The organism is Pseudomonas sp. GW823-FHT02C02 (genome assembly GCF_058797635.1).
The window spans coordinates 90,717-108,511 of the sequence record NZ_JBXAJV010000017.1; the positions used below are offsets into that span (position 1 = coordinate 90,717).

Annotated in this window: 16 protein-coding genes; 5 read left to right on the plus strand and 11 right to left on the minus strand. The window is 54.8% G+C overall.

Annotated features, from left to right (window positions below; translation table 11 throughout):
- Window positions 1-146: 146 nt before the first annotated feature.
- The 11 genes from AC1ROI_RS26155 to AC1ROI_RS26205 all read right to left on the minus strand — a co-directional run bounded on the left by AC1ROI_RS26155 (window position 147) and on the right by AC1ROI_RS26205 (window position 10,930).
- Window positions 147-1,226, minus strand: a complete 1,080-nt coding sequence (locus AC1ROI_RS26155) for a hypothetical protein (RefSeq protein WP_102595680.1) — start codon at window positions 1,224-1,226, stop codon at window positions 147-149.
- 106 nt (window positions 1,227-1,332) lie between these two features.
- A complete protein-coding gene (locus tag AC1ROI_RS26160) occupies window positions 1,333-1,722 on the minus strand; it encodes a hypothetical protein (protein WP_102595679.1) in 390 nt (129 codons plus the stop codon).
- Window positions 1,719-4,502, minus strand: coding sequence for a type IV secretory system conjugative DNA transfer family protein (locus tag AC1ROI_RS26165; protein ID WP_102595678.1), 2,784 nt, complete (start codon window positions 4,500-4,502; stop codon window positions 1,719-1,721). Before AC1ROI_RS26165 ends, AC1ROI_RS26160 begins: the two co-directional genes overlap by 4 nt.
- A 9-nt stretch (window positions 4,503-4,511) precedes the next feature.
- On the minus strand, window positions 4,512-5,618 hold the full coding sequence (locus AC1ROI_RS26170) for a hypothetical protein (protein WP_102595677.1): 1,107 nt from the start codon (window positions 5,616-5,618) through the stop codon (window positions 4,512-4,514).
- Window positions 5,619-5,641: 23 nt separating this feature from the next.
- Window positions 5,642-6,487, minus strand: a complete 846-nt coding sequence (locus AC1ROI_RS26175; protein WP_102616852.1) for a hypothetical protein — start codon at window positions 6,485-6,487, stop codon at window positions 5,642-5,644.
- Window positions 6,471-6,950 (minus strand): hypothetical protein, encoded by a 480-nt coding sequence (locus AC1ROI_RS26180; protein WP_102595675.1) that lies wholly within the window; start codon window positions 6,948-6,950, stop codon window positions 6,471-6,473. The genes AC1ROI_RS26175 and AC1ROI_RS26180 overlap by 17 nt, the downstream gene beginning before the upstream one ends.
- The gene (locus tag AC1ROI_RS26185) at window positions 6,950-7,603 is read right to left on the minus strand and encodes an HNH endonuclease (RefSeq protein ID WP_102595674.1); all 654 of its coding nucleotides are present in this window, start codon (window positions 7,601-7,603) and stop codon (window positions 6,950-6,952) included. The genes AC1ROI_RS26180 and AC1ROI_RS26185 overlap by 1 nt, the downstream gene beginning before the upstream one ends.
- Before the next feature lie 12 nt (window positions 7,604-7,615).
- On the minus strand, window positions 7,616-7,993 hold the full coding sequence (locus tag AC1ROI_RS26190; protein ID WP_102595673.1) for a hypothetical protein: 378 nt from the start codon (window positions 7,991-7,993) through the stop codon (window positions 7,616-7,618).
- A gap of 13 nt (window positions 7,994-8,006) precedes the next feature.
- A complete protein-coding gene (locus tag AC1ROI_RS26195) occupies window positions 8,007-8,441 on the minus strand; it encodes a hypothetical protein (protein WP_102664761.1) in 435 nt (144 codons plus the stop codon).
- Complete coding sequence (locus tag AC1ROI_RS26200) at window positions 8,422-9,699, minus strand: hypothetical protein (RefSeq protein ID WP_102595671.1); 1,278 nt, start codon at window positions 9,697-9,699, stop codon at window positions 8,422-8,424. Before AC1ROI_RS26200 ends, AC1ROI_RS26195 begins: the two co-directional genes overlap by 20 nt.
- A gap of 1 nt (window position 9,700) precedes the next feature.
- Window positions 9,701-10,930 carry a TraB/TrbI/VirB10 family type IV secretion system protein gene (locus tag AC1ROI_RS26205; protein ID WP_102595670.1) on the minus strand — a complete coding sequence of 410 codons (1,230 nt, stop codon included), beginning with the start codon at window positions 10,928-10,930 and terminating at the stop codon, window positions 9,701-9,703.
- Between the two features lie 506 nt (window positions 10,931-11,436).
- On the opposite strand from AC1ROI_RS26205, the gene AC1ROI_RS26210 reads away from it, so the two are divergent.
- The 5 genes from AC1ROI_RS26210 to AC1ROI_RS26230 all read left to right on the plus strand — a co-directional run bounded on the left by AC1ROI_RS26210 (window position 11,437) and on the right by AC1ROI_RS26230 (window position 17,662).
- Window positions 11,437-12,600 (plus strand): transposase, encoded by a 1,164-nt coding sequence (locus tag AC1ROI_RS26210; protein ID WP_102595669.1) that lies wholly within the window; start codon window positions 11,437-11,439, stop codon window positions 12,598-12,600.
- Window positions 12,601-12,953: 353 nt separating this feature from the next.
- Window positions 12,954-13,166 carry a hypothetical protein gene (locus tag AC1ROI_RS26215; RefSeq protein ID WP_146012965.1) on the plus strand — a complete coding sequence of 71 codons (213 nt, stop codon included), beginning with the start codon at window positions 12,954-12,956 and terminating at the stop codon, window positions 13,164-13,166.
- A complete protein-coding gene (locus AC1ROI_RS26220; protein ID WP_102595668.1) occupies window positions 13,163-16,156 on the plus strand; it encodes a putative type IV secretion/conjugal transfer ATPase in 2,994 nt (997 codons plus the stop codon). Before AC1ROI_RS26215 ends, AC1ROI_RS26220 begins: the two co-directional genes overlap by 4 nt.
- Before the next feature lie 297 nt (window positions 16,157-16,453).
- Window positions 16,454-17,365: a hypothetical protein gene (locus AC1ROI_RS26225; RefSeq protein WP_102595667.1), complete on the plus strand. Its 912-nt coding sequence runs from the start codon at window positions 16,454-16,456 to the stop codon at window positions 17,363-17,365.
- A 12-nt stretch (window positions 17,366-17,377) separates the two neighbouring features.
- A complete protein-coding gene (locus AC1ROI_RS26230) occupies window positions 17,378-17,662 on the plus strand; it encodes a hypothetical protein (RefSeq protein WP_102595666.1) in 285 nt (94 codons plus the stop codon).
- Window positions 17,663-17,795 lie beyond the last annotated feature (133 nt).

Consider the following 17,795-nt stretch of genomic DNA (forward strand, 5'->3'; position numbering starts at 1 on the left):
AAGACGCAGGAATAAGATTTATATGAAAGAAAATTTTTGTTGGTTATAGAATCGAATAGTTATGCAGAAAGCGCCGGAGTGAGCTCAGTCGATGAGTAGGCAAAAAAAACCCCGCTCAAGGCGGGGTTTTCTCTTAAACGACTGGATCAGTTGTCGAAGCCTGGCGCATTGTCAAACTGATCCGGCTCTGGCAGTGGCTGCGGCTGAGGATCAACAGACTTGTCAGCAGGCTTGGCCGCATCGATACCGGCTTCCTTCAACAGATCTTCGCTGTAGGCCGGCGCCGGGAACTTCTCGGACGGGACCAGGAGCGGGTCGAAACGATCTTTCGGGGTCACGGACAGGTGGCTGATGTAGTTGAACTCGTCGGAAGGAGCTCGACGGATGTAGCATTCAGCGGCATAGACCTGCTTGTCGTCCTGGAAACGCTTGGCCAAGGCCACGTAGTTGGCCCCGCGCGGCGAGTTCATCATTTTCTTCGACATCTCGATCGACATGACCGGAATCATTTCGATGACACCTTGGCCGGCCGCGGCCATTTCCAGCATCTTGGTCAGGCGCGTGTTTTTCTTCAGACCTTCGACGACCTGCGCACCATTCTCGGCGCGCTTGACCTTTTCGCCGTCCACTTCAACTTCCGCAACACCCTGGCGGATCGAAGTGAAATCGATGACTTCACCGGCTTCGCTCATCAGACGGACGATCGGGCGGGCACGGGAACGATCAGATGCGCATTTGTCGGCCAGCGCCGCGACTGCGCCAGGGAACTGCTCGGGAGTCAGAGTCAGTGGCTTACCCAGGCGATCCAGCGCACCCCAGTTGGTTTCTTTGGTGCCTTCCACGTTGGTGCCGGCGCGGTACATCGCGTTACCGATGGAGAGCTCATTGCGGCTATGACCGAAGAACTCAGCCCAGCGAGCGATACCTGTGGTTGGCTCACCTTCTGTCTCAGGCTCGCGCACCCAGACGGTGCTGAACAGAATCATTCCGCCGACGGGGACGTAGTGATTGCTCTTTTCTTTGGAGAAGGAGAGGAGGTCATTGCGTTTGGTGTTTTCGGCCGCGTCACCAGAAGTGGTCAGAATTACGGAGTAAGGCTTTCCGTTCAGATCACGACCGATGACAGTGTCGATGTCTTTACTGCCCTCGGAAGCCACATAGGCCTCGACCTGCAGCATCAGGCTTTGTTCGGGTTTGTTTTTCTCTTGGCTTTTGCGCTTGAACATGACGTGCTCCTGGGACTTGGCTGGCGTTAATGCCATCGACACAAACCATAGACACACGTCAATAATTTTTCAAGCATATTTTACTATCGACACTCATTTAGTAAAATTAAAGCCAGTTCATGATCCTGCCCACGCCATTTACCTGCGCGCCTTGACCTGGATGAAAGCCCAGCGCAACAAGTATCTGTCCTACGGATTGGTCAGTCATCGACAGCGGGTGATTCCATAACCCGGCAGGGACGTGGTTAAACGCGCCATGCCGGTCAACCAGGGCCGCTACGGACGCTGCAATGACATGAGTTTTTTCGTCAGCAGCTTCCAGGCTGATCATTGGCCAGTCGGTTCCGACGTCGTCACCGCGCAGTTGCCAGGCTGTGTCCAGTGTCATGGCTTCCATTTCAACGATCGAGGAAGGCACGGCGATCTCCGCGCTCGCGAATCCGAGCAACTGGCGAACCTGGTCCCAATCCAACACGTTTCCTTTAACCAATTTCATTGTTGCTCCTCCTTTTCACCCGTTGTGCTGGCTTGGCCAGTTGTTTTCAGTGAGTCCGTCATCTTGCCTTTGAGATCAGAAAGCGCACCGCGAAGTGAGTTGGCCGAAAAATTCTTTGGCACCGGGCTTTCTGGGTAGGTGTTGTTTGGGTCATCCGGCATAGCGTTTTTGACGGCCGTGTTCGCACTTAAGCGCGCTTCCGGTAACGTGCCTGACCACTGGGAATCACTGCCGGTCTGCTGCATCTGTTTCACTTCTTGCATCACCGCAGCACTGAGGGCGGTTCGTGAAATCATGGCTTGCGTTGCTGTATCCGGCGCGTGATCGTCCATGCTGAATGAAAAATCTGCAGGGTGGATCAGCGGTTGGTCTTCCTTCATTTTCACTTCAGCCTGCGGCGCGGGCGCAACACTGATAGGCAACTCCGGCAGCAGCGATTCATCGAAGGTAAAAAGCGGCTGCGAAGGCGCGACAGTCGGCTGCTGCAAAAGCGCTTTCTCAAGCAAGTCCAGGGAGTCTGATTTTGCAAAATCGACCTTGCCGTCACCTGCATCCACCGTCGTCGCCGGCGGGGCAGTTTTCGCAGGTTGTGACGCAGTGGCCACGACCGGCTTCGATTGAACCGGCTGAGGGTAAGCCAATCCAGGTGTCCCTTTTCGATCACCTTTGAAAATCTGCTCAGCTGCTTTCTGCATGGAACTAAAGAGCTCGCCACCACGAGTCTGGCTGCCCTCGATTGCATTTTTGCACCACAGATGAAACTCATCGCCGAGGTCGATAACAGCGGGTTCAGTGGTTGGCAGGTACGTCTTTACCGCGCCCTGGATTTTGTCCAGATGTTTACGCATTGCGATAAGTCGTTCAGCGTCTTCTACGACACCGCTTACCCCAACAGGGGTCCTCATCCGGACGAAACTGTTCACCTGCGACTGCGAACTTTGCTGGATGGCTGGGTAGAACATCTTCACCTTGGTCCAGAGTTTTCCGCCAAAGTAGATGTGCGCCATACCTGGATCTTGCGACGCCATTTGGTCAATGCGAGCACGGTCTACTTCCTGCACTTGAAGCGCATCCACCGACTGGAAATTCGTTCGCATGTCAGGGCGGCCGCCATTAGGTCGATCTCCCCAGGTGCCAGCAACCGACACAAGTTTCTTCCCGCACGTATCGACCAGCAGCTTGACGGTGTTCACATCGAAAGTTTTCAAGAAAATTTTCGTACTGGTGTTGGCGTTCACCCGATCCGCTTCGACCTCGGAGCCCTTCTTGAAACTGGCCCAGTCTTGACCGCTAAAGCAGGCAAAAACGCCCATGGATCGGATTTGAGCTACGACATCGCCGAAGCCCTCCACGCAATAGCTTCCGTATTCATCAAGGAACAGGCCGTAAGGAATCTGCTTGCCGATCGGGCGGCCATCAATCAGGATTTTCTTCAGACCGGTGAGCTGGCCACCGCCGATGATTGGCAGCATTGCGTTACGCATGCTGGTCACTACCATCCGGCCGAGTTGCTTCAGGGACTCAGGAGACTTTTCCAGGGCCGGGAGCATGATGTAGACGGTGCGGCGCTGGTTAATTACATCGATCCAGTCGATCTCCGAAATGTCAGTGCCAGTGATGTACCCGTAGGTCCCCGATAACAGCGACAGCACCCGGGTGAACTGCATCTGCAGGAAGCCCAACTGCTCGGACATCCGGCCCATCGACGTTTCTTTCGCCTGAGGCTGGGTTGCTTTCTGCCAGGCTGAATACCCTGGCAAATCATTCAGGAACAGCTGCGCTTCATCCCGCACGCGCTGTGAATAGATCATGTTCTGAGGAAGCTCAATCAGCTTTTGCAGCGTCATGCGCCGACGCAGGTCATCGGCAACGATTGTCTCACTGCGCAGATCTCGGTCTTCGCAAGCGGCACGGATGATCAAGCCGAACAACGCTTCGGCACGACCACGCCACATGTCGTCATTGCCGCCGCCGGAGCCGCCCCCCATCATGGAAGAGACCATTTCCGACAAACTGTCCGCGGAAGCGATCTCGAAAATGTTCGTTGTGTTCGAACGTTTGGTGTTCGCTCCGCCAGACGTCAGGTAGTTGATCACCAGTAACTGGCGTTCGAGACCAAAGTGGCGGGCAAGCGTGTAGAGCATGAACCAAGTGGTGATGTCGGCCTTGCCGTCACAAAAAATTCCGCCCGACCCCTGGGCCATAAGTTGGGCAATCATTCCCAAGATGGCCTGGGTCTTGCCGCTCCCTGTGGTTCCGATCAGGAGCAGGTGTCTAACCAGCAGGTCCATGGAGGACCAGATCTGTGCCCCGCCATTGTCCATGTCGGAGCCCAAAAGCATAATGCCGTCCCCCATCATTTCCTTGGGGTCCTTCAGGAACAGCAGGTTGCCCAGGATGGGAACGTGCTTGAGCGGCGTAACCTTTTTCACCACGCCAAAAATGTCCCTCACCACTGGGGCTTGCTGCAGCTTGAACAACTTCTTGTGCAGCGGGGTCGCTTTACAAACGAAGGACGGCCTCGATAACGGCCATGCGTGTTCCTGGCGGGTCGCCGCGAAGGCGCCGAATGCACTCACACCAATACTGGCGGAAATCTCAAAAAAACCAGGCGCAGCCAGCGCCAAGAGCCCCGTCCCCATCATCAAGGGGGGAGCGTACTCCTGGATGGCGTAATTCATCCGCTCAGCAGCGGTGAGGTTCTCTCGAATATAGCGGTTGTAATCGAGCTCTTTCGCCGCGTCGCTATGACGGTTGTTCGGCTTGGTTGCCAGTGCCATGTTGCCCCCTTAAAGCCACGGATCGAAGGATGCCCAAATGTCGTCGCTTTCGACCCAAGGGCGTTCGTAGGGGTCTTTGCGTAGAGCTTCTTCCAGCCACGCTGCGGCCCATCGGCCGCCGGCATCGAGTTCTGGTTTCATCGTTCCTTTGGAGGTGTTGTAAATTTCAACTTCATGCCGGAACTGGCCCATGATTCCGGAGCCGGCGACAAAGCTGGTCCTGCGTCCACAGCTGCAGACAGCATCAAAAAAGGCGACATCCTGATAGCGCAAGAATGACAGCGGGCCAAATTCGACGATCATGAGTCTGCCCATCATTCGAATCAGGCCGATGATTACCGTCTTTTCGTATAGGTGCCCTTTCGTGGCGGCGATCGCGGCGTTCTCGCGATCTTGTGGCGGGATTTGCTTGATCAAAGTGTTCCAGGCGCGGCCGTACTTGCCCTTTTCCAATGCCTCGATCGTCGTGAAAAGTGGACCCAGCGTCAGATTGAAAACCGCCGCGGCTTTCTCGGTTTCGAAGCGAACCAACTGTTTTTTGTCATCAACCTCGCAGAGGTTGTAAATCTCTGCCATACGCCATGGTGTAAGGGGAGCCTGTAGCGCGATCTTTCCACCAAACAGATCCATCTTGCTGGCATCAACCACATCGTTCATCCACTCTCGCCCGGGCATTTGTTTGATCAACTGAACGATGCTAGGAATCCCTACGACGACCCTGAACATCTGTGGATCCTGCATGCGAGAGTGCTTGAAACACCGGTAGCCGGCGTAGATCAAAATGGGACTGAAAATAAGCGTCGTGAACCTGTGAACATAGTCCCCATAGCGCTTCGCTTCGACGTAGCCCATCGCTTTCAATTGCGCCGGCTGCAGACTGGCCAAGTACTCGGGGATCTTGTGAACGGTAACTGGATCACGTTTGAGCAACGGCATGAGTTGCTGGCCGATCTCTGTAGTGGCCAACCATCCCCAAACTTGCGAGACGGGGACGATCAACCATTGCCAGATTCCGAGAATACGATCTGAGAAATGATAAAGAAGGAATATGAGTGCTGCGAAAGCAATCAGCACAGAAATTGCCCCCGCGTCATCGCTACCATTATTGCCGTTCATGGGTGTGTTCTCGGAACTGGAGTTCAGGGATTGGGGCTGGATTCTTGATCGAGCTGGCTATCGAGCAATTGCTGCATCGTGGCGGCCATTTCAATGCACAGAGTCATCGCTTCGGAGACCCGACGGAAAAAATCGTCTAGCGGCCAGATCTTCAGTCGTTCAACTTCAATGCGAAATTTTTCCGGGTCACCGCTCAAGGCGGAGAACTTGCGTGTGGCAGCCATAATTTCCCCATCCCACAACACGGGATAAAACCCTGCGCACACCTGGATCAACGATTGAATTTGCGGCGCTTGATTTTGGCTGCGCATGCGAGCCGCTTGATCAACAACGAGCTTGGCCATGTGCCCCGTGATTTCCTTGCACAGATCGACCGCATCGTGCCCAAGACAAGCCTTGTCACGCATCGCCAAAATCACTTGGGCCGAAGCAGCCACCGCGCTGCTCAGTCGCTCCGCAGAATCATCACCTGGGCGAACTACTTCCTGACTGAGTTCGGAAACCAATTTCATGCCACTGGCGACAGCGTGTTCGGCCAGGGCAGCCAAATCGGCGGCGGTGAGCGTGCTGCCGTCCCGCCAATGCGCAGCGATGAGCCCAACAATCTCACGAACGATAATGTGTCGGCTGAACGGTGCGCGCTCTGGGTTTTCCAGCAACCGTTTCTGGATCCGGTCACACAGGTCGATCGTGCGAAACAGGAGCGTCGATTGTGCCTTCACAATCTGCTCACTGGTAACGCCTTCACCCAACCCAGGGCGGTGGAGAGAAGCAAGCATCAATGGCTCGACCAGTTGCAGACTGACTAGTTTGCGTTGGCCTGTAGATGAATCGTCTGCGCTTGGAAGTCTTTCATCGCGCAGGAGCATAACCAGCCTCCGGTGCGAGATCTCGCTGAGCAGCAGGTGAACGTAGCCAGGCGCCATTCATCAAGTTGATCGCCCAATGCCCCGCTGCATCTGGGGAAATCATCTGGCCTGGTTCAGCGAAAGCAACCTCAGGACAGGCTTTCATAACGGCTTCGATAGCATCAGCGCGCCATGCGCCGTTATCCACCAGTTTGCTCTTTGCATAGCGCAGGGCGAGCAGTACCAGGGCTGGAGGAGCCAAGGCTGTATCCCCTGCACCACTTGGTACAACAGTCAGCCCTTTATCAGACTTTTGAAAGCCGTCTGAAATGGCATTGGCCTCGACCAATAATTGGCAGGTGCTGTTGACGAGATAGGCAAGCAATACCGAGTTACCGGATCGCACGCGCATGTCCAATGCCCAGGGTTGTCCGCCGCTAGTCATCATGCAGAGGTCTGCAAAGTTCGAATAATTTCGTTCCATCAAGTTGGACTCCCCAGCCTTTGTTTCATGACCGACACCCAAAATTTCCTACGGTCCAGTTCCAGCGACTCTGGCGCTTTAGCTGGATTGAGATCCTGCATGCGACGGTGGACCAATCGAACATCAGCAAACAAAGTTTCTCTTTTCGAGTACTCCTCGTTGCTCATGCTCGAAAGAATTTCAGCAACGTCGTTCAGTTCAGAGGACCCAAAAACGCGCTCGGCGGCGCCGATGCAATTGGTCAGGTACTCTTCGAAGTTGTAGGCCCACTGGACGTACGTCGGCTTTGCGTTTTGATGGGCACAGATCCAATCGTAAAATCGAGTTGCCTGGTTCAAAAACGCCTGAGGGGGTAGGGGTTTGCTTCGGTCCGTCGAGATTCCCACATACCCCAGTTCGTAAACGCCTGCGAGCCCGATGTGGTGACAGCGGTGACACCAGGCACACAAAGTGATGATGTTGGCCGGATTGTTGTTGGTGTGGTCATCATCTTTATGATGACCCTCCTGATAACGGTCAGCCTGCCAACTGCACTCCTGGCATGTTGAATGGTCACGACTGATGGCTTTGCTGCGGGCGTCGAGGTACACCTTGTCATTGTGAATTTCCTCTTCACGCCAGTTACCGCGTTTAACCCCTAGCAACAAAGCCATCGTCGTCAGTCCTCATACGCCAGGGAGCAAAGTCGCGCCGCCCATACCGAGCATGGAAGGCAGAAAGTAGGCGCCGACACCCGCAATGGCGTAACCAGCGGTTTTGGCAGGCTTGGCTTCAGGGTCATTGCCTTTTTGAACTTTCGACCAGTTGTCCCAGCCCTTATAAGCGAAGAAGATGCCCGCGATCTGACTGACGTTCAGCAGCAACAACGGGAGGCCAGAGATGTTGCTGTTCAGGTTAGTGATGCTCTCACCCAATTGGGCGGAGGTGTTTGCTCCGATTGGGTTTGATGTTGTTGCCTCAGCCATGCCAGCCACCAACATCGAGCCGACGGCCATTTGGGTTTTCCAGTACAGATCGGAAGACAACGCTTTAAAGTTTTTCATCTTGAGCTCCAGGTTATGTCATCAAACCCAACATCAAATCGGCGTCATACAAGAGCCGACCAAAGTCAGGAATCATTGGGACCGTGTTGTGCACGATCGCGAAAAAGTAGCGGGAGTGATAGGCAATGACTCCGGCCAAAAAATGAGAGGCGACGGCGCCCATATTGTCCTGCTGGCCAGCGCCTCGTCCTGAGACGACCCGCGCATAAATCAGCATGGATTTCACGGCGTAATAGATACCGAAAATGGTCACCAACGATTCGGCCAACGCGCCAATAGCGGTGACCATTGCTGCGCTACTCCCGCTCGAACCAGAGGACCCGCCACCGATGGCCCCGCCGTTCAACAACGGATCAGCGAATGTCGGCATGACAAAAAAACAAAGCACAATCAGAAGGCCGAGTGACATAAGTGCACGGCTTTCTCGGTTAGCGGTATTCACGGCCATTTACGGATGCTCCAGTTGCTGAAACGTTGCTGATGGACATGCCAGCGATTTTCTGCCCTGAACTGACTTCGTAAACGTTGCCGCCGATGATCATGTGGGCATGCCAATTGTCCTGGACCAAAAACGACCCCAGGTATTGGACGTCTGCTTTGGGGGCTTCGGCAGCAGGAGCCGCCGGCTTGGTCGAAACAACCTTCTGGACAGGTTTCTCAACCGGTGTTTTTGGCTTTACGATCGGCGCGACGGCTGTCTTCGTAGGTTCTGCTGGTCTCGACTTCGGCTGGTTTTTTTCCGCTTCCAAAGCACGGTGTTTCCAGTCGTCGCGCTCCTTGCTCACCAGTGCCAGTTGTTCTTTGACGGCGTTCAACTCAATTGACGTAGGTGACGACGGCTCGACCGGGAGCGCAGCTTCCTTCGGCGCAACAACTGATGCCGGTGGAAGAGTCGCGGGGGCAGCTACTTCGGCATTGATCGGCGCTTTCACATCCGATGGTTGAGTACTGGAAGCGAACAGCTTGTCGTCATCACTGCTGCCGTTGAAGAGTTCGTCGCCGGCACTTTTAGCTGCGGCTGCATCGAGGGCGGCCCCAGCGTCTGTTGCACCTAAGTGTGAGACGTTGTCAGCCCCAGCCTGAAGGTTCTGGATAGCCGCTTCATAGGGCGCAACTTGTGTAATAGGGGCTGTCGCTGCGGCGGTGGTTTCAGCTTTATGTTTTTTGTACTGGTTCCATCCGATTACGGCGAGTACCAGGACACCGATAATCAATTTCGGCTTGTGCTTTTCAAAGAACGAAATCGGTTTATTGCGACTTTCCGCCGCCACCGCCTCACTCGAAGGGCTCACTGGGGGAAGTGCTTCAGTGAAACCGACATGCTCTGGATCGGCTTGAACGAGTGTGAGTTCATCCAGGCTCATCGCAGGGGTGTGACGAACAAACTCAGGTTCGTTGATCGAGGAATAAGTCGAATCAAGCGGTGCTACTGACAGGGAAGCAGGCGCTACATGAGGATCCGTCGTAGACGGCGAATGGCTGTCGCCAATCGTCGGCATGGGCGGTAAGTCGGCCAGCATGTCAGCGCTCGAAACTGGAACAGGGGCTTCTGCAGACGATGGCGCGCTGTTGATGAGCAAATCATCAACACTCAGCATATCTGCCGCAGGAGGGAGCACGAGCTCATTCATATCCCCAGTAGCGTGCTCATCGTCCTTGGTGCGACGCTCGCTTCGGGGGAGGTCTTCAAAAAACTGCTCTGTCATTTCAAATGTCCTCAGCGAGCATCAGGCCGATGATTTGCATTGGTGGAACTTTGGCTTGAGGTTTGATTTCCCCTGCCATTTTTTGGGCTTCTTTCAGTAGAGGCTCAGTGGCTTTACCTGCTGCATAAATGGCCAGATCGCTGCCGGACAGTTTGTCCTGAGTTGAAGTGGTGCCACCGTTCGACACGACGGTGGTGCCGCCGCGGCTTAAGCCATCTGCGTACGCAGCAGGGAATGCAACAAGAAAAAGTGCGCCGGCCCGCTGGATATAGCGGCCGTTGAATTCGGCTTTGACGTTAGGCATCTGGTCGGCCCCGACCGCGACCATCTTGATGGGGATGGACTCCTTGTCGAGTTGGACGGCGAAACACTCAAGGTTGAGATATTCACGACTTGGCCAGGTGAAGTTGCACAGAGCCTTGCGACCTGCAAACGGGCCTTGTTCGATGTCCGCTTGAATCGTCCCGGGACGATCGGTGTCGGCACCACCAGGTAATACTGCGGTCCAGACGGTTCCCATCGGATAACCAAGCTTGGTCGAAGATTTGCCGGTGCCACCCAGCCCGGTTCGCGACGATGAATCCAGACCGTCGACAAGGGCCTCATCCAGTTTTTTCTGATCGAGAACGTGCGCCGTGGAGACCACCCGGGCAGGGCCATCAACGCGCTCTGATATACGGGCCAACTGGATGGCCAAAGCTTTTTCCATCGCGTCAGCACGCTTCTGATCGGCCTGAGCTTGCTGTGCATTCGCGGTCTTGTTTGATTGACCATCACCAGCTGGAGGCTGCGGTGGCAATGGAGGCTTAGGCGCGGCATCAACCTTTGGTGCAAGCGGCGCTGTCGGTCCAGCCAGAGGCGGCACATACGTGCCATTGCTCTGCTTGGCCTCTTCCAGTGCTGCGACCTCGACCTTGCCATCCAAACCTTGGACGCGAGGATCATTACCTGCTCGCCCCTCACCCTTTGCCGGCGGAGCAACGTTAACGATGGTGTTTGGTGTAGCTGCTGTTGTCTGACGGGCCTTGCCATAGGCGTACACGCCAACTCCTACCGCCAGTGCGAGAGCAATCAACAGCGCCGGCCGGTTGTTAGCCAACGACGACGCCACCCCACTCCAGGACTGCTTGCTACGCAGCCCTTCGTCAGCTGGCTGCTCTGTCCGATCCATGTCTTCCAGAGTTTGAGATTCACCCAGCGTACTTATGGTGGGCTCTGATTTTTCCGCCATCGTTTATCGCTCCAAAAATATGCACAGAAATATATCAGCGCAATTCCTTTAGCACAAGGAAATGGCCTCTCATGCAGTGGTTGTTGACGTGTTTTGATCCATCAGATAGCCTCCGGTCCAACAGGCTCGGTTGGCTTATACTATTATTGTATTGTCATACTATATAAAATATATATGGTTTACCATTGTATTGTCATAGTATTATAGTCTCGAAAGCATCACATAGGCTTTCATTCTGAACGGTTTTAGGCTTAGCTTGATTCCGAATCGCATTGCCCAGAATTGAGTCGCATAGCTATGCGAATGAACGCCAGATCAATTTCCTCAAGTGATCCCCTCTTCCCAGGGATCAAATCGCTTCGCACGGTTTTAACGACGACTGAAGAGCCGACGGGCCCTATCAGGCGCTTTCTGCTGCGCGAAAAAGCGAGGGTATGCCGGTCATGGCGATAACTTGAGATTCAAGGACAAACAATGCTTAACAATGCAAAGAATGAGGTGGGTTAATGGCTATTCCGGCGTTGGGCGTCGTCATCCTCGATGACAAGCGGTATCCCGCGACCTCTGCGGGCTATGCAGTAACGGCCGAGGGCGGCCGTCGGATCAATCGACTTTCAGACCTGGCGTCCGGAGTGGTCTGGTACACCAGTGTTGGATACGTCGAGTTCAAAAGGGGGCAGCTCTACAAGCAGTCGAACCTGCGTGGTGATCAGCTGCTGCGTTGCAGCATGTCCAGCATCATTCATGAGATCGGCCTCGAATACGCACCGATACCGGAACAGGCTGAAGCTGTATTCAAGGTGTTCCAGGAAATTGCGGGCTACCTGGAAGCGAATCTGGGCTGGAACGGCAAGGTGTTTGGCAGGCTTGATTGGTATCTGAACAACTTCCTGGGTATCGCCGCCCGCCAAACAGCTGGGTCACCCCTCATTACCGCTGCTCGGAATGCGCACGAGTACATGACCCCCGCGATGGTCCAGTCCAACCCCGATGCGACATCCCGGACCTACATCGCCCCGCGAATCCCATATCTGCAGGCGTTGATGACTTTGCCTGTTCCTCATCTGCGAGCTGACTGGACCTATCAGCCATTGTCCGGTCAAGCCGACAGCAACAGGTTGGTCACCGAAGGCGGGTTGGGATCTTTTTTCGAGGTCAGCATCAGCGATATCGACCCAGACCTCGCTGTAGTCGCGCCGTTTGCTGCTCGGCAGTCCACTGACTCTGATCCGCGAGTGTGGTGCGCGCTGCCGGAGGCAATGTTCTATGCGGATCGGTCGAACCTGGTGGTGCGGGGTGTATGGAAGCCAAGCCGCGTGGAAAGCCTTGGCGAACAACTCGCCGCAGCTTCCAACGGAATGAAACTGGTCCCGGATTGTGACTTCTCATATTCCGCTGGGCTTATCGCGGAGTCCTTGCTCTACGCCATTCTGGGAACAACATCGGGCGACAAGCCTGCCACAGGCAGGGAGCCGGTAGCCGCTTACGTCGCCGCGCATGATCGCCTGATGATGATTCGTCACGCCCAAAAGGTGTACGACGCGGGCTACACGCCGATGTCCAGCGCCTGCGGCGGACGCCTGGTGGTGTCCCTTCCCGCTATGGCCATCGCTGATCTGGACAGCCTTTGCCAGGAGATGGGGTTAGAGGCGCCCATGACCGGCTCATGACTGCTGAGTAACACCGCGTCATGCGAGGTAGGTTTGTCGTCATGCGAGGTGGGTTGCCTGGACTCGGGACTGTCGCATTGGACTCTGGGCAGGCATTTTGAGTGGTGGTTCGGCCCCCCACCCTGCCCCCTCCGTACCTGGCTCAAGAGGGTTGAGTCGCTGCGTCATACGAGGTTGTTTCTATCTGTTTTCAGTGTTTTTTCAAGAATTTAGCTGGATTTACGCGTTTCGTAGCGCTGCGAGTGGTAGAGGCGCTTTGTTGGCCTTTGAATCTCCATGGCGAGCATTGAATCGCATAGATATGCAAAAAATGTATTTACGTGGCATTAAGTGCCGAAAGAGAGGGTTATATCGTGAGCGATCTGACAGAGGCTTCATCCACAAATAAGCTTGAGCGCGCCATGCGTGAATGGATTTCGGCAACCACTCTGGGCTCTAATTTTCTTTCCAAGGTGAAAGGTTATCGCGACCCCGCGTTGCTGCTTCAATTCAACGCGCTGACCAACGAACCTAGCGAGAAGGCGATCGCCAAAATCGATGAGATTGTCGCAGGGCTCGACCAATGAGCCTGCTCTATGGGTTGAATGAGTTGTTCGGGAAATACTCATCCTCCCGTCTGCCAGTCATCTCTGTGGTCGACGCCAAGACAATCCAGCTGCAGGCAGGGTTGGGTTACATGAGTGGGATCCGAATGTCCGGTGCATACAGGATGTTCGGTAACGCCGAGCGCCACGACGCATTGCGCTCTCTGTTCACCCTCCTCGCCGCCCAACTGCAACAACCTGGCTGCCAGATCCAATGGGTGACCGAGGTCAACCCAGATCAGGCTCGACAGGATTTGCGGATGCTCACCGATGTTTCGCGCGAAACATGGCGGCGACTGAACGTCGACATGGTCACGATTGAGGCGTTAATCACCTCGCGTGAGGAAATGTTGGCCGGACGCGCGGTTCGGGAAAACAACATAGCGACAGTGACCACGTCTATGCAGTCATTGGGCGACCCAAAGCAAGTTGCGTTGGACTCTCGCGGCGCGCAGCGGCTGCTGGGGGGGCTGCCCCGTTCGTTGAGCGCGTTTACTCAGATACTGGGCAGCAAGATGCAAACGCTTTACCAGCGGCATCACAGCAACGTCAACGCGTTCACCGCAGCGATGAAATCGCCCGATGTGACCCAGATCTGTGAGCCCATCGATAGCAACGCCCTCATGCGCGAGATTCGGCGGCTTTACCTGCCGGATTCGACTCCGATGAACTGGGCGCCGGCGGTTCAGGGGGACCGTGCGTACTTCAATGTGAATAGCCCTGCCGATGACCATACGCGGCTACCTCACCTGCGAGACCAGATCCTTCCTGAAATGATGGACGTTTTCGATGACGGTGTGGTTCGTATTGGGAGCCGCGGAGGGCGCTTTTTCGCGGTCGCTTACATGTATGTCCACCCGCTCACCTGGCTTGACTCCGATCAGCTGGTGAACGAAATGCCTCGTAACTTCCACTGGTGGACGTCGATGTGCTTCCTTTCCGGCGCCGAAAAGTGGCGCAGTTACGTTCGGTCGCACAAGGGTGTTGCTCAAGCAGTAAAAATCCTGTCCAGTAAAAACGGCGATATTTCGACTCATGCGGATACGCTGCTGGAAATTGCCAAAACTGAAAACCTCTGTGGTTTCCGCATGCAGGTGTGCACGCAGGCAAAGACGCGAGAAGAGGCCCAGCACCAGATCTATACGCTCATCAGTCAGCTGCAGGCCTGGGGTGGGAGTCAATGGCGACAGGATACGGACGATCCTGATGAACTGCTGAAACATGCCGTTCCAGGATGCGATCGGGCGACTACCTATGCTGGGTCGACGTTCGCGGTCCCCTCGAAGCATGCCCTGGTCACCTTGCCGTTTTCGCGGCCAGGCTCGATCTGGCAACGGCACATGCAGGGCGCATTGCTGATGTTGACCGAAGCCAAGCGCCTTTACCCTTTCAAGCATCAAGCCGCCGGCATACAGAAATTCGTTTCGGATCTGTTCGTTGCCCCCATGGGTGGCGGTAAATCGGTGCTGCTGCAGGCGATTCGCGCAGCGTACATTGAAGCGTATGCGTCGGCTGGACTGCTTCCAAGAGGCGTTACGCTGGATATCGGCCCTTCGTCCAGCGGAATGATCCTTTTGCTGCAGTCGATCTTGCCGAAGGAGCACTTGTGGCAAGCGTCCTATCGACGGATCACGGACTCACCAGATTGCTGCATGAATTTTTTCGACACTCAGTTGTGCGTTTGGCATCCGACGACGGTGGAACGGGTATTCCAAACGAACTTCCTCATCCAATTGTTCACATCTGCCGGTAAGAACATCCCGCCTGAAGGGGTTTCCACCGTTGTGCCGATGTTGATCGAGCATGCTTACAAGATGTATTTGGGGGAAAACAGCTCGCGACTGAAGCGTTATACGCCGGGTCTCGCGGGTTACGAGGATATCGACGAGATTGTCAGCCGCGAACGCTGGAACCGGGAAGAAGATCTCACATGGAAGCACCTCACGCGACTGCTCTTCGATCAGGGGAAATACATCCTGGCTGAATATGCACAATGGCGGGCCATGCCAACGTTGCCTGACCTGGCGGATGTGCTTCATTCGACGCAGGAAATTACAGACTTCTACGGTGAGCAGGTCGTACCTGGGCTGGGAATCTCGCTGCTTAAATACATGACCAGTGTCCTGCAGAGCTGGACGCGGTCCCATATCTTCAGCGGACCCACCACGTTTAGGACCAACGCTCGGATCCTGGCGCTTAACCTCGAAGATGTGGTGAAAGCGGGTGGTGTTTCGGGCGAGCAGCAAGGTGCTCTCATCATGCTGCTCGCGCGCCACGCGACGACGCGCAAATGGTGGATCAATGATGACGTGTTGAAGGAGCTGATATGCGCCCCGGAGGTGCGTGAGTTCCATCGTCGCGCCATGGACCGCGAAAAGAGCATGCCCTCTCGACTTGATATCGATGAATACCATCGTACCAAGAAGTTCACTAAGGTCCGGGAGCAGTTCTCTCAGGATCGCCGTGAGATTCGCAAATTCAACATCCACTACGGGATGGCGTCGCAAAGCGATGAGGACTTTGATGGTGACGACATTGAACTGGCCAGCTCGATTTTCTTCCTCGGTTCACCTGGTGAGCAAGGTATTGTCCGGTGCGAAACCAAGTTCGGCCTGCCAAAATCAGCCGTTGAAGCCCTGAGGAGCAAGGTGCGTGGTGCGGATTCCGAGGGGGCTCATATGTTGCTGATTGCCGAGACGTCCAAAGGGCGGCTTATTCAGTACCTCACCTATCCCCTTCCGAGCATGTACTTGTGGGCATTTTCGTCAACGCCGAATGATGTCAACGTCAGGCAAAAACTGGCCCTTGCCCTCGGTTACCTGACCGCACTCAAGGGGCTGGTAAAGCTTTTCCCTGGTGGATCAGTTGAGCGTCGGATTGATGAATTGAAAGTCATGCATCCCAACCTCGCTCCGGACGAGATTATCAATCACCTGGTGCAGGAAGTGATTCGCCAAACAAAACCTGACTGAATTTGTCATTAGGTAAGGCCTTGCTGCAGCGTTGCACCCGCCAATTGAGCGGGTGTTTTTTTGCCTGTCAAAAACCTGATTATCGAATTCCAAGATTGATTTGTATGTGCAGGACAGGCCATTAATTGGATAAAGCATCATTGAATAGCATAACAATGCGAATCAATTGGCCCATGCAAAAAAAAACCGCATCCAGAAGGAATGCGGTGTGGAAAGTGAGGAATACATAATCTATCGAGTGCATGCCGATTATATTACTATTGAGACTGTGTAACCACAGTAAAATGGAGAATCGATATGCGCCGACTTGAACCCGCCAACCCACCATCCGCAGCTGCGACACCTGCAGCCCCAGCGGGGCAAACCCCGTTGTGGGCTCTCGATGATGACGACATCTCCAGCCTCCTCTTGAAAGGGGCCAACGAAGGTGTTCAGGACATTCCCTCCCCGGTCCTGAAGGAGGAACCGATGCCCGAGCCTGAACCGCTGCTGCAGAAGCAAGCTCAACAAGCAATCGCAGACGTTCAGACAGAGCAGATCTTCGAGGCCGGTGGTCCGGGTTATTCTCCTGCGGAATTGGTTGAAAGCCAGCTTCAGGAGGCCGGTGGAATTGCAACGCCGGCGGATTTGGATCAAACCCGCCGGACTGATGCGAAGAAGCGTGCAGATGCGCTTGCTGCACTCCTTTCCGAAGCTTACTGGGCTGATGCCAAGGCGCTGCTGCTGCGTCCGATCTCGAAAGGTGGGTTGCGATCGAGTTTTTCAGTTTCTGGGGATGAAATCACTTTCAAAACTGATGGTGGCTTGATCCGTTCCAGCCAGATCAGTATGGATCTTTCCAGTGGCAAACTAAGTTGCAAAGCGCGAGGAACATCGGATCAGGAAGTGGCTCAGGCCTTTGTTGAATGCGGTAAAGCCGCGGGCTGGAAAACCATGTGGTTCAAGGGATCCCCGGAATTCATGCACCTGGTGACCGCCTTAGCCAAAGCCGAGGGTATCCAAGTAGTCAGCCAGAGCGATATCCAGCGCTTGCAGAAGGCTGCCCAGCCAACACTACTGAACAGCTTAATCAGTAATGCCGCGTCGATCCTGCCTCGCAAGCTTGATACTGGGGGAGATAAATCTGCTGAAACTCGACCAGGGGCTGATGATTTGGGCCGGGTTGAGCCAGTGTTGTCCGATGAGCCTGATCTGAGTTTTGATCGTTAAGGGGGTGTGAGCATGGTCAAGAAAATTGGTGTGTTTGTCTTGCTGTCGTCGTTCACTCTTCTGGCGGTTGCCGCAGGTGGTAGCTCGATGAACGAAATTCAAACCGACCCCAAGTCGTTTGATGGGCCCGATGGGGTGACTTCCGAGCTGATGGCGGAGGGCGGCAGCAAGCAGCCTGGTGCGACCACTGGTGGTGCTGCAGCTGATAAAACTGAGCGACTGAAGGCGCAGCTTTATAAGGATCTCAATGCTGATCCAGCAGCTGAGAAGCTCGGCCGGTATCTGTGGCGGCAATAGTGACTTGCTTGTCACCTGCCGTGTTCAGGCGAGTTTCACGATCTTGTTTTGAGCCTTCTCATAAAAGAATGAAGGAGAAGGATAAAAGCAAAAGAAGGGAGCTCGCCTGAAACCCTTGAGTTTGCTGGGGACG

What these genes read in the sequence shown, in the direction of transcription:
- AC1ROI_RS26155 (WP_102595680.1), bottom strand. Translation starts at nt 1,226, where the DNA reads ATGTTCAAGCGCAAAAGCCAAGAGAAAAACAAACCCGAACAAAGCCTG.
- AC1ROI_RS26160 (WP_102595679.1), bottom strand. Translation starts at nt 1,722, where the DNA reads ATGAAATTGGTTAAAGGAAACGTGTTGGATTGGGACCAGGTTCGCCAG.
- AC1ROI_RS26165 (WP_102595678.1), bottom strand. Translation starts at nt 4,502, where the DNA reads ATGGCACTGGCAACCAAGCCGAACAACCGTCATAGCGACGCGGCGAAA.
- AC1ROI_RS26170 (WP_102595677.1), bottom strand. Translation starts at nt 5,618, where the DNA reads ATGAACGGCAATAATGGTAGCGATGACGCGGGGGCAATTTCTGTGCTG.
- AC1ROI_RS26175 (WP_102616852.1), bottom strand. Translation starts at nt 6,487, where the DNA reads ATGCTCCTGCGCGATGAAAGACTTCCAAGCGCAGACGATTCATCTACA.
- AC1ROI_RS26180 (WP_102595675.1), bottom strand. Translation starts at nt 6,950, where the DNA reads ATGGAACGAAATTATTCGAACTTTGCAGACCTCTGCATGATGACTAGC.
- AC1ROI_RS26185 (WP_102595674.1), bottom strand. Translation starts at nt 7,603, where the DNA reads ATGGCTTTGTTGCTAGGGGTTAAACGCGGTAACTGGCGTGAAGAGGAA.
- AC1ROI_RS26190 (WP_102595673.1), bottom strand. Translation starts at nt 7,993, where the DNA reads ATGAAAAACTTTAAAGCGTTGTCTTCCGATCTGTACTGGAAAACCCAA.
- AC1ROI_RS26195 (WP_102664761.1), bottom strand. Translation starts at nt 8,441, where the DNA reads ATGGCCGTGAATACCGCTAACCGAGAAAGCCGTGCACTTATGTCACTC.
- AC1ROI_RS26200 (WP_102595671.1), bottom strand. Translation starts at nt 9,699, where the DNA reads ATGACAGAGCAGTTTTTTGAAGACCTCCCCCGAAGCGAGCGTCGCACC.
- AC1ROI_RS26205 (WP_102595670.1), bottom strand. Translation starts at nt 10,930, where the DNA reads ATGGCGGAAAAATCAGAGCCCACCATAAGTACGCTGGGTGAATCTCAA.
- AC1ROI_RS26210 (WP_102595669.1), top strand. Translation starts at nt 11,437, where the DNA reads ATGGCTATTCCGGCGTTGGGCGTCGTCATCCTCGATGACAAGCGGTAT.
- AC1ROI_RS26220 (WP_102595668.1), top strand. Translation starts at nt 13,163, where the DNA reads ATGAGCCTGCTCTATGGGTTGAATGAGTTGTTCGGGAAATACTCATCC.
- AC1ROI_RS26225 (WP_102595667.1), top strand. Translation starts at nt 16,454, where the DNA reads ATGCGCCGACTTGAACCCGCCAACCCACCATCCGCAGCTGCGACACCT.
- AC1ROI_RS26230 (WP_102595666.1), top strand. Translation starts at nt 17,378, where the DNA reads ATGGTCAAGAAAATTGGTGTGTTTGTCTTGCTGTCGTCGTTCACTCTT.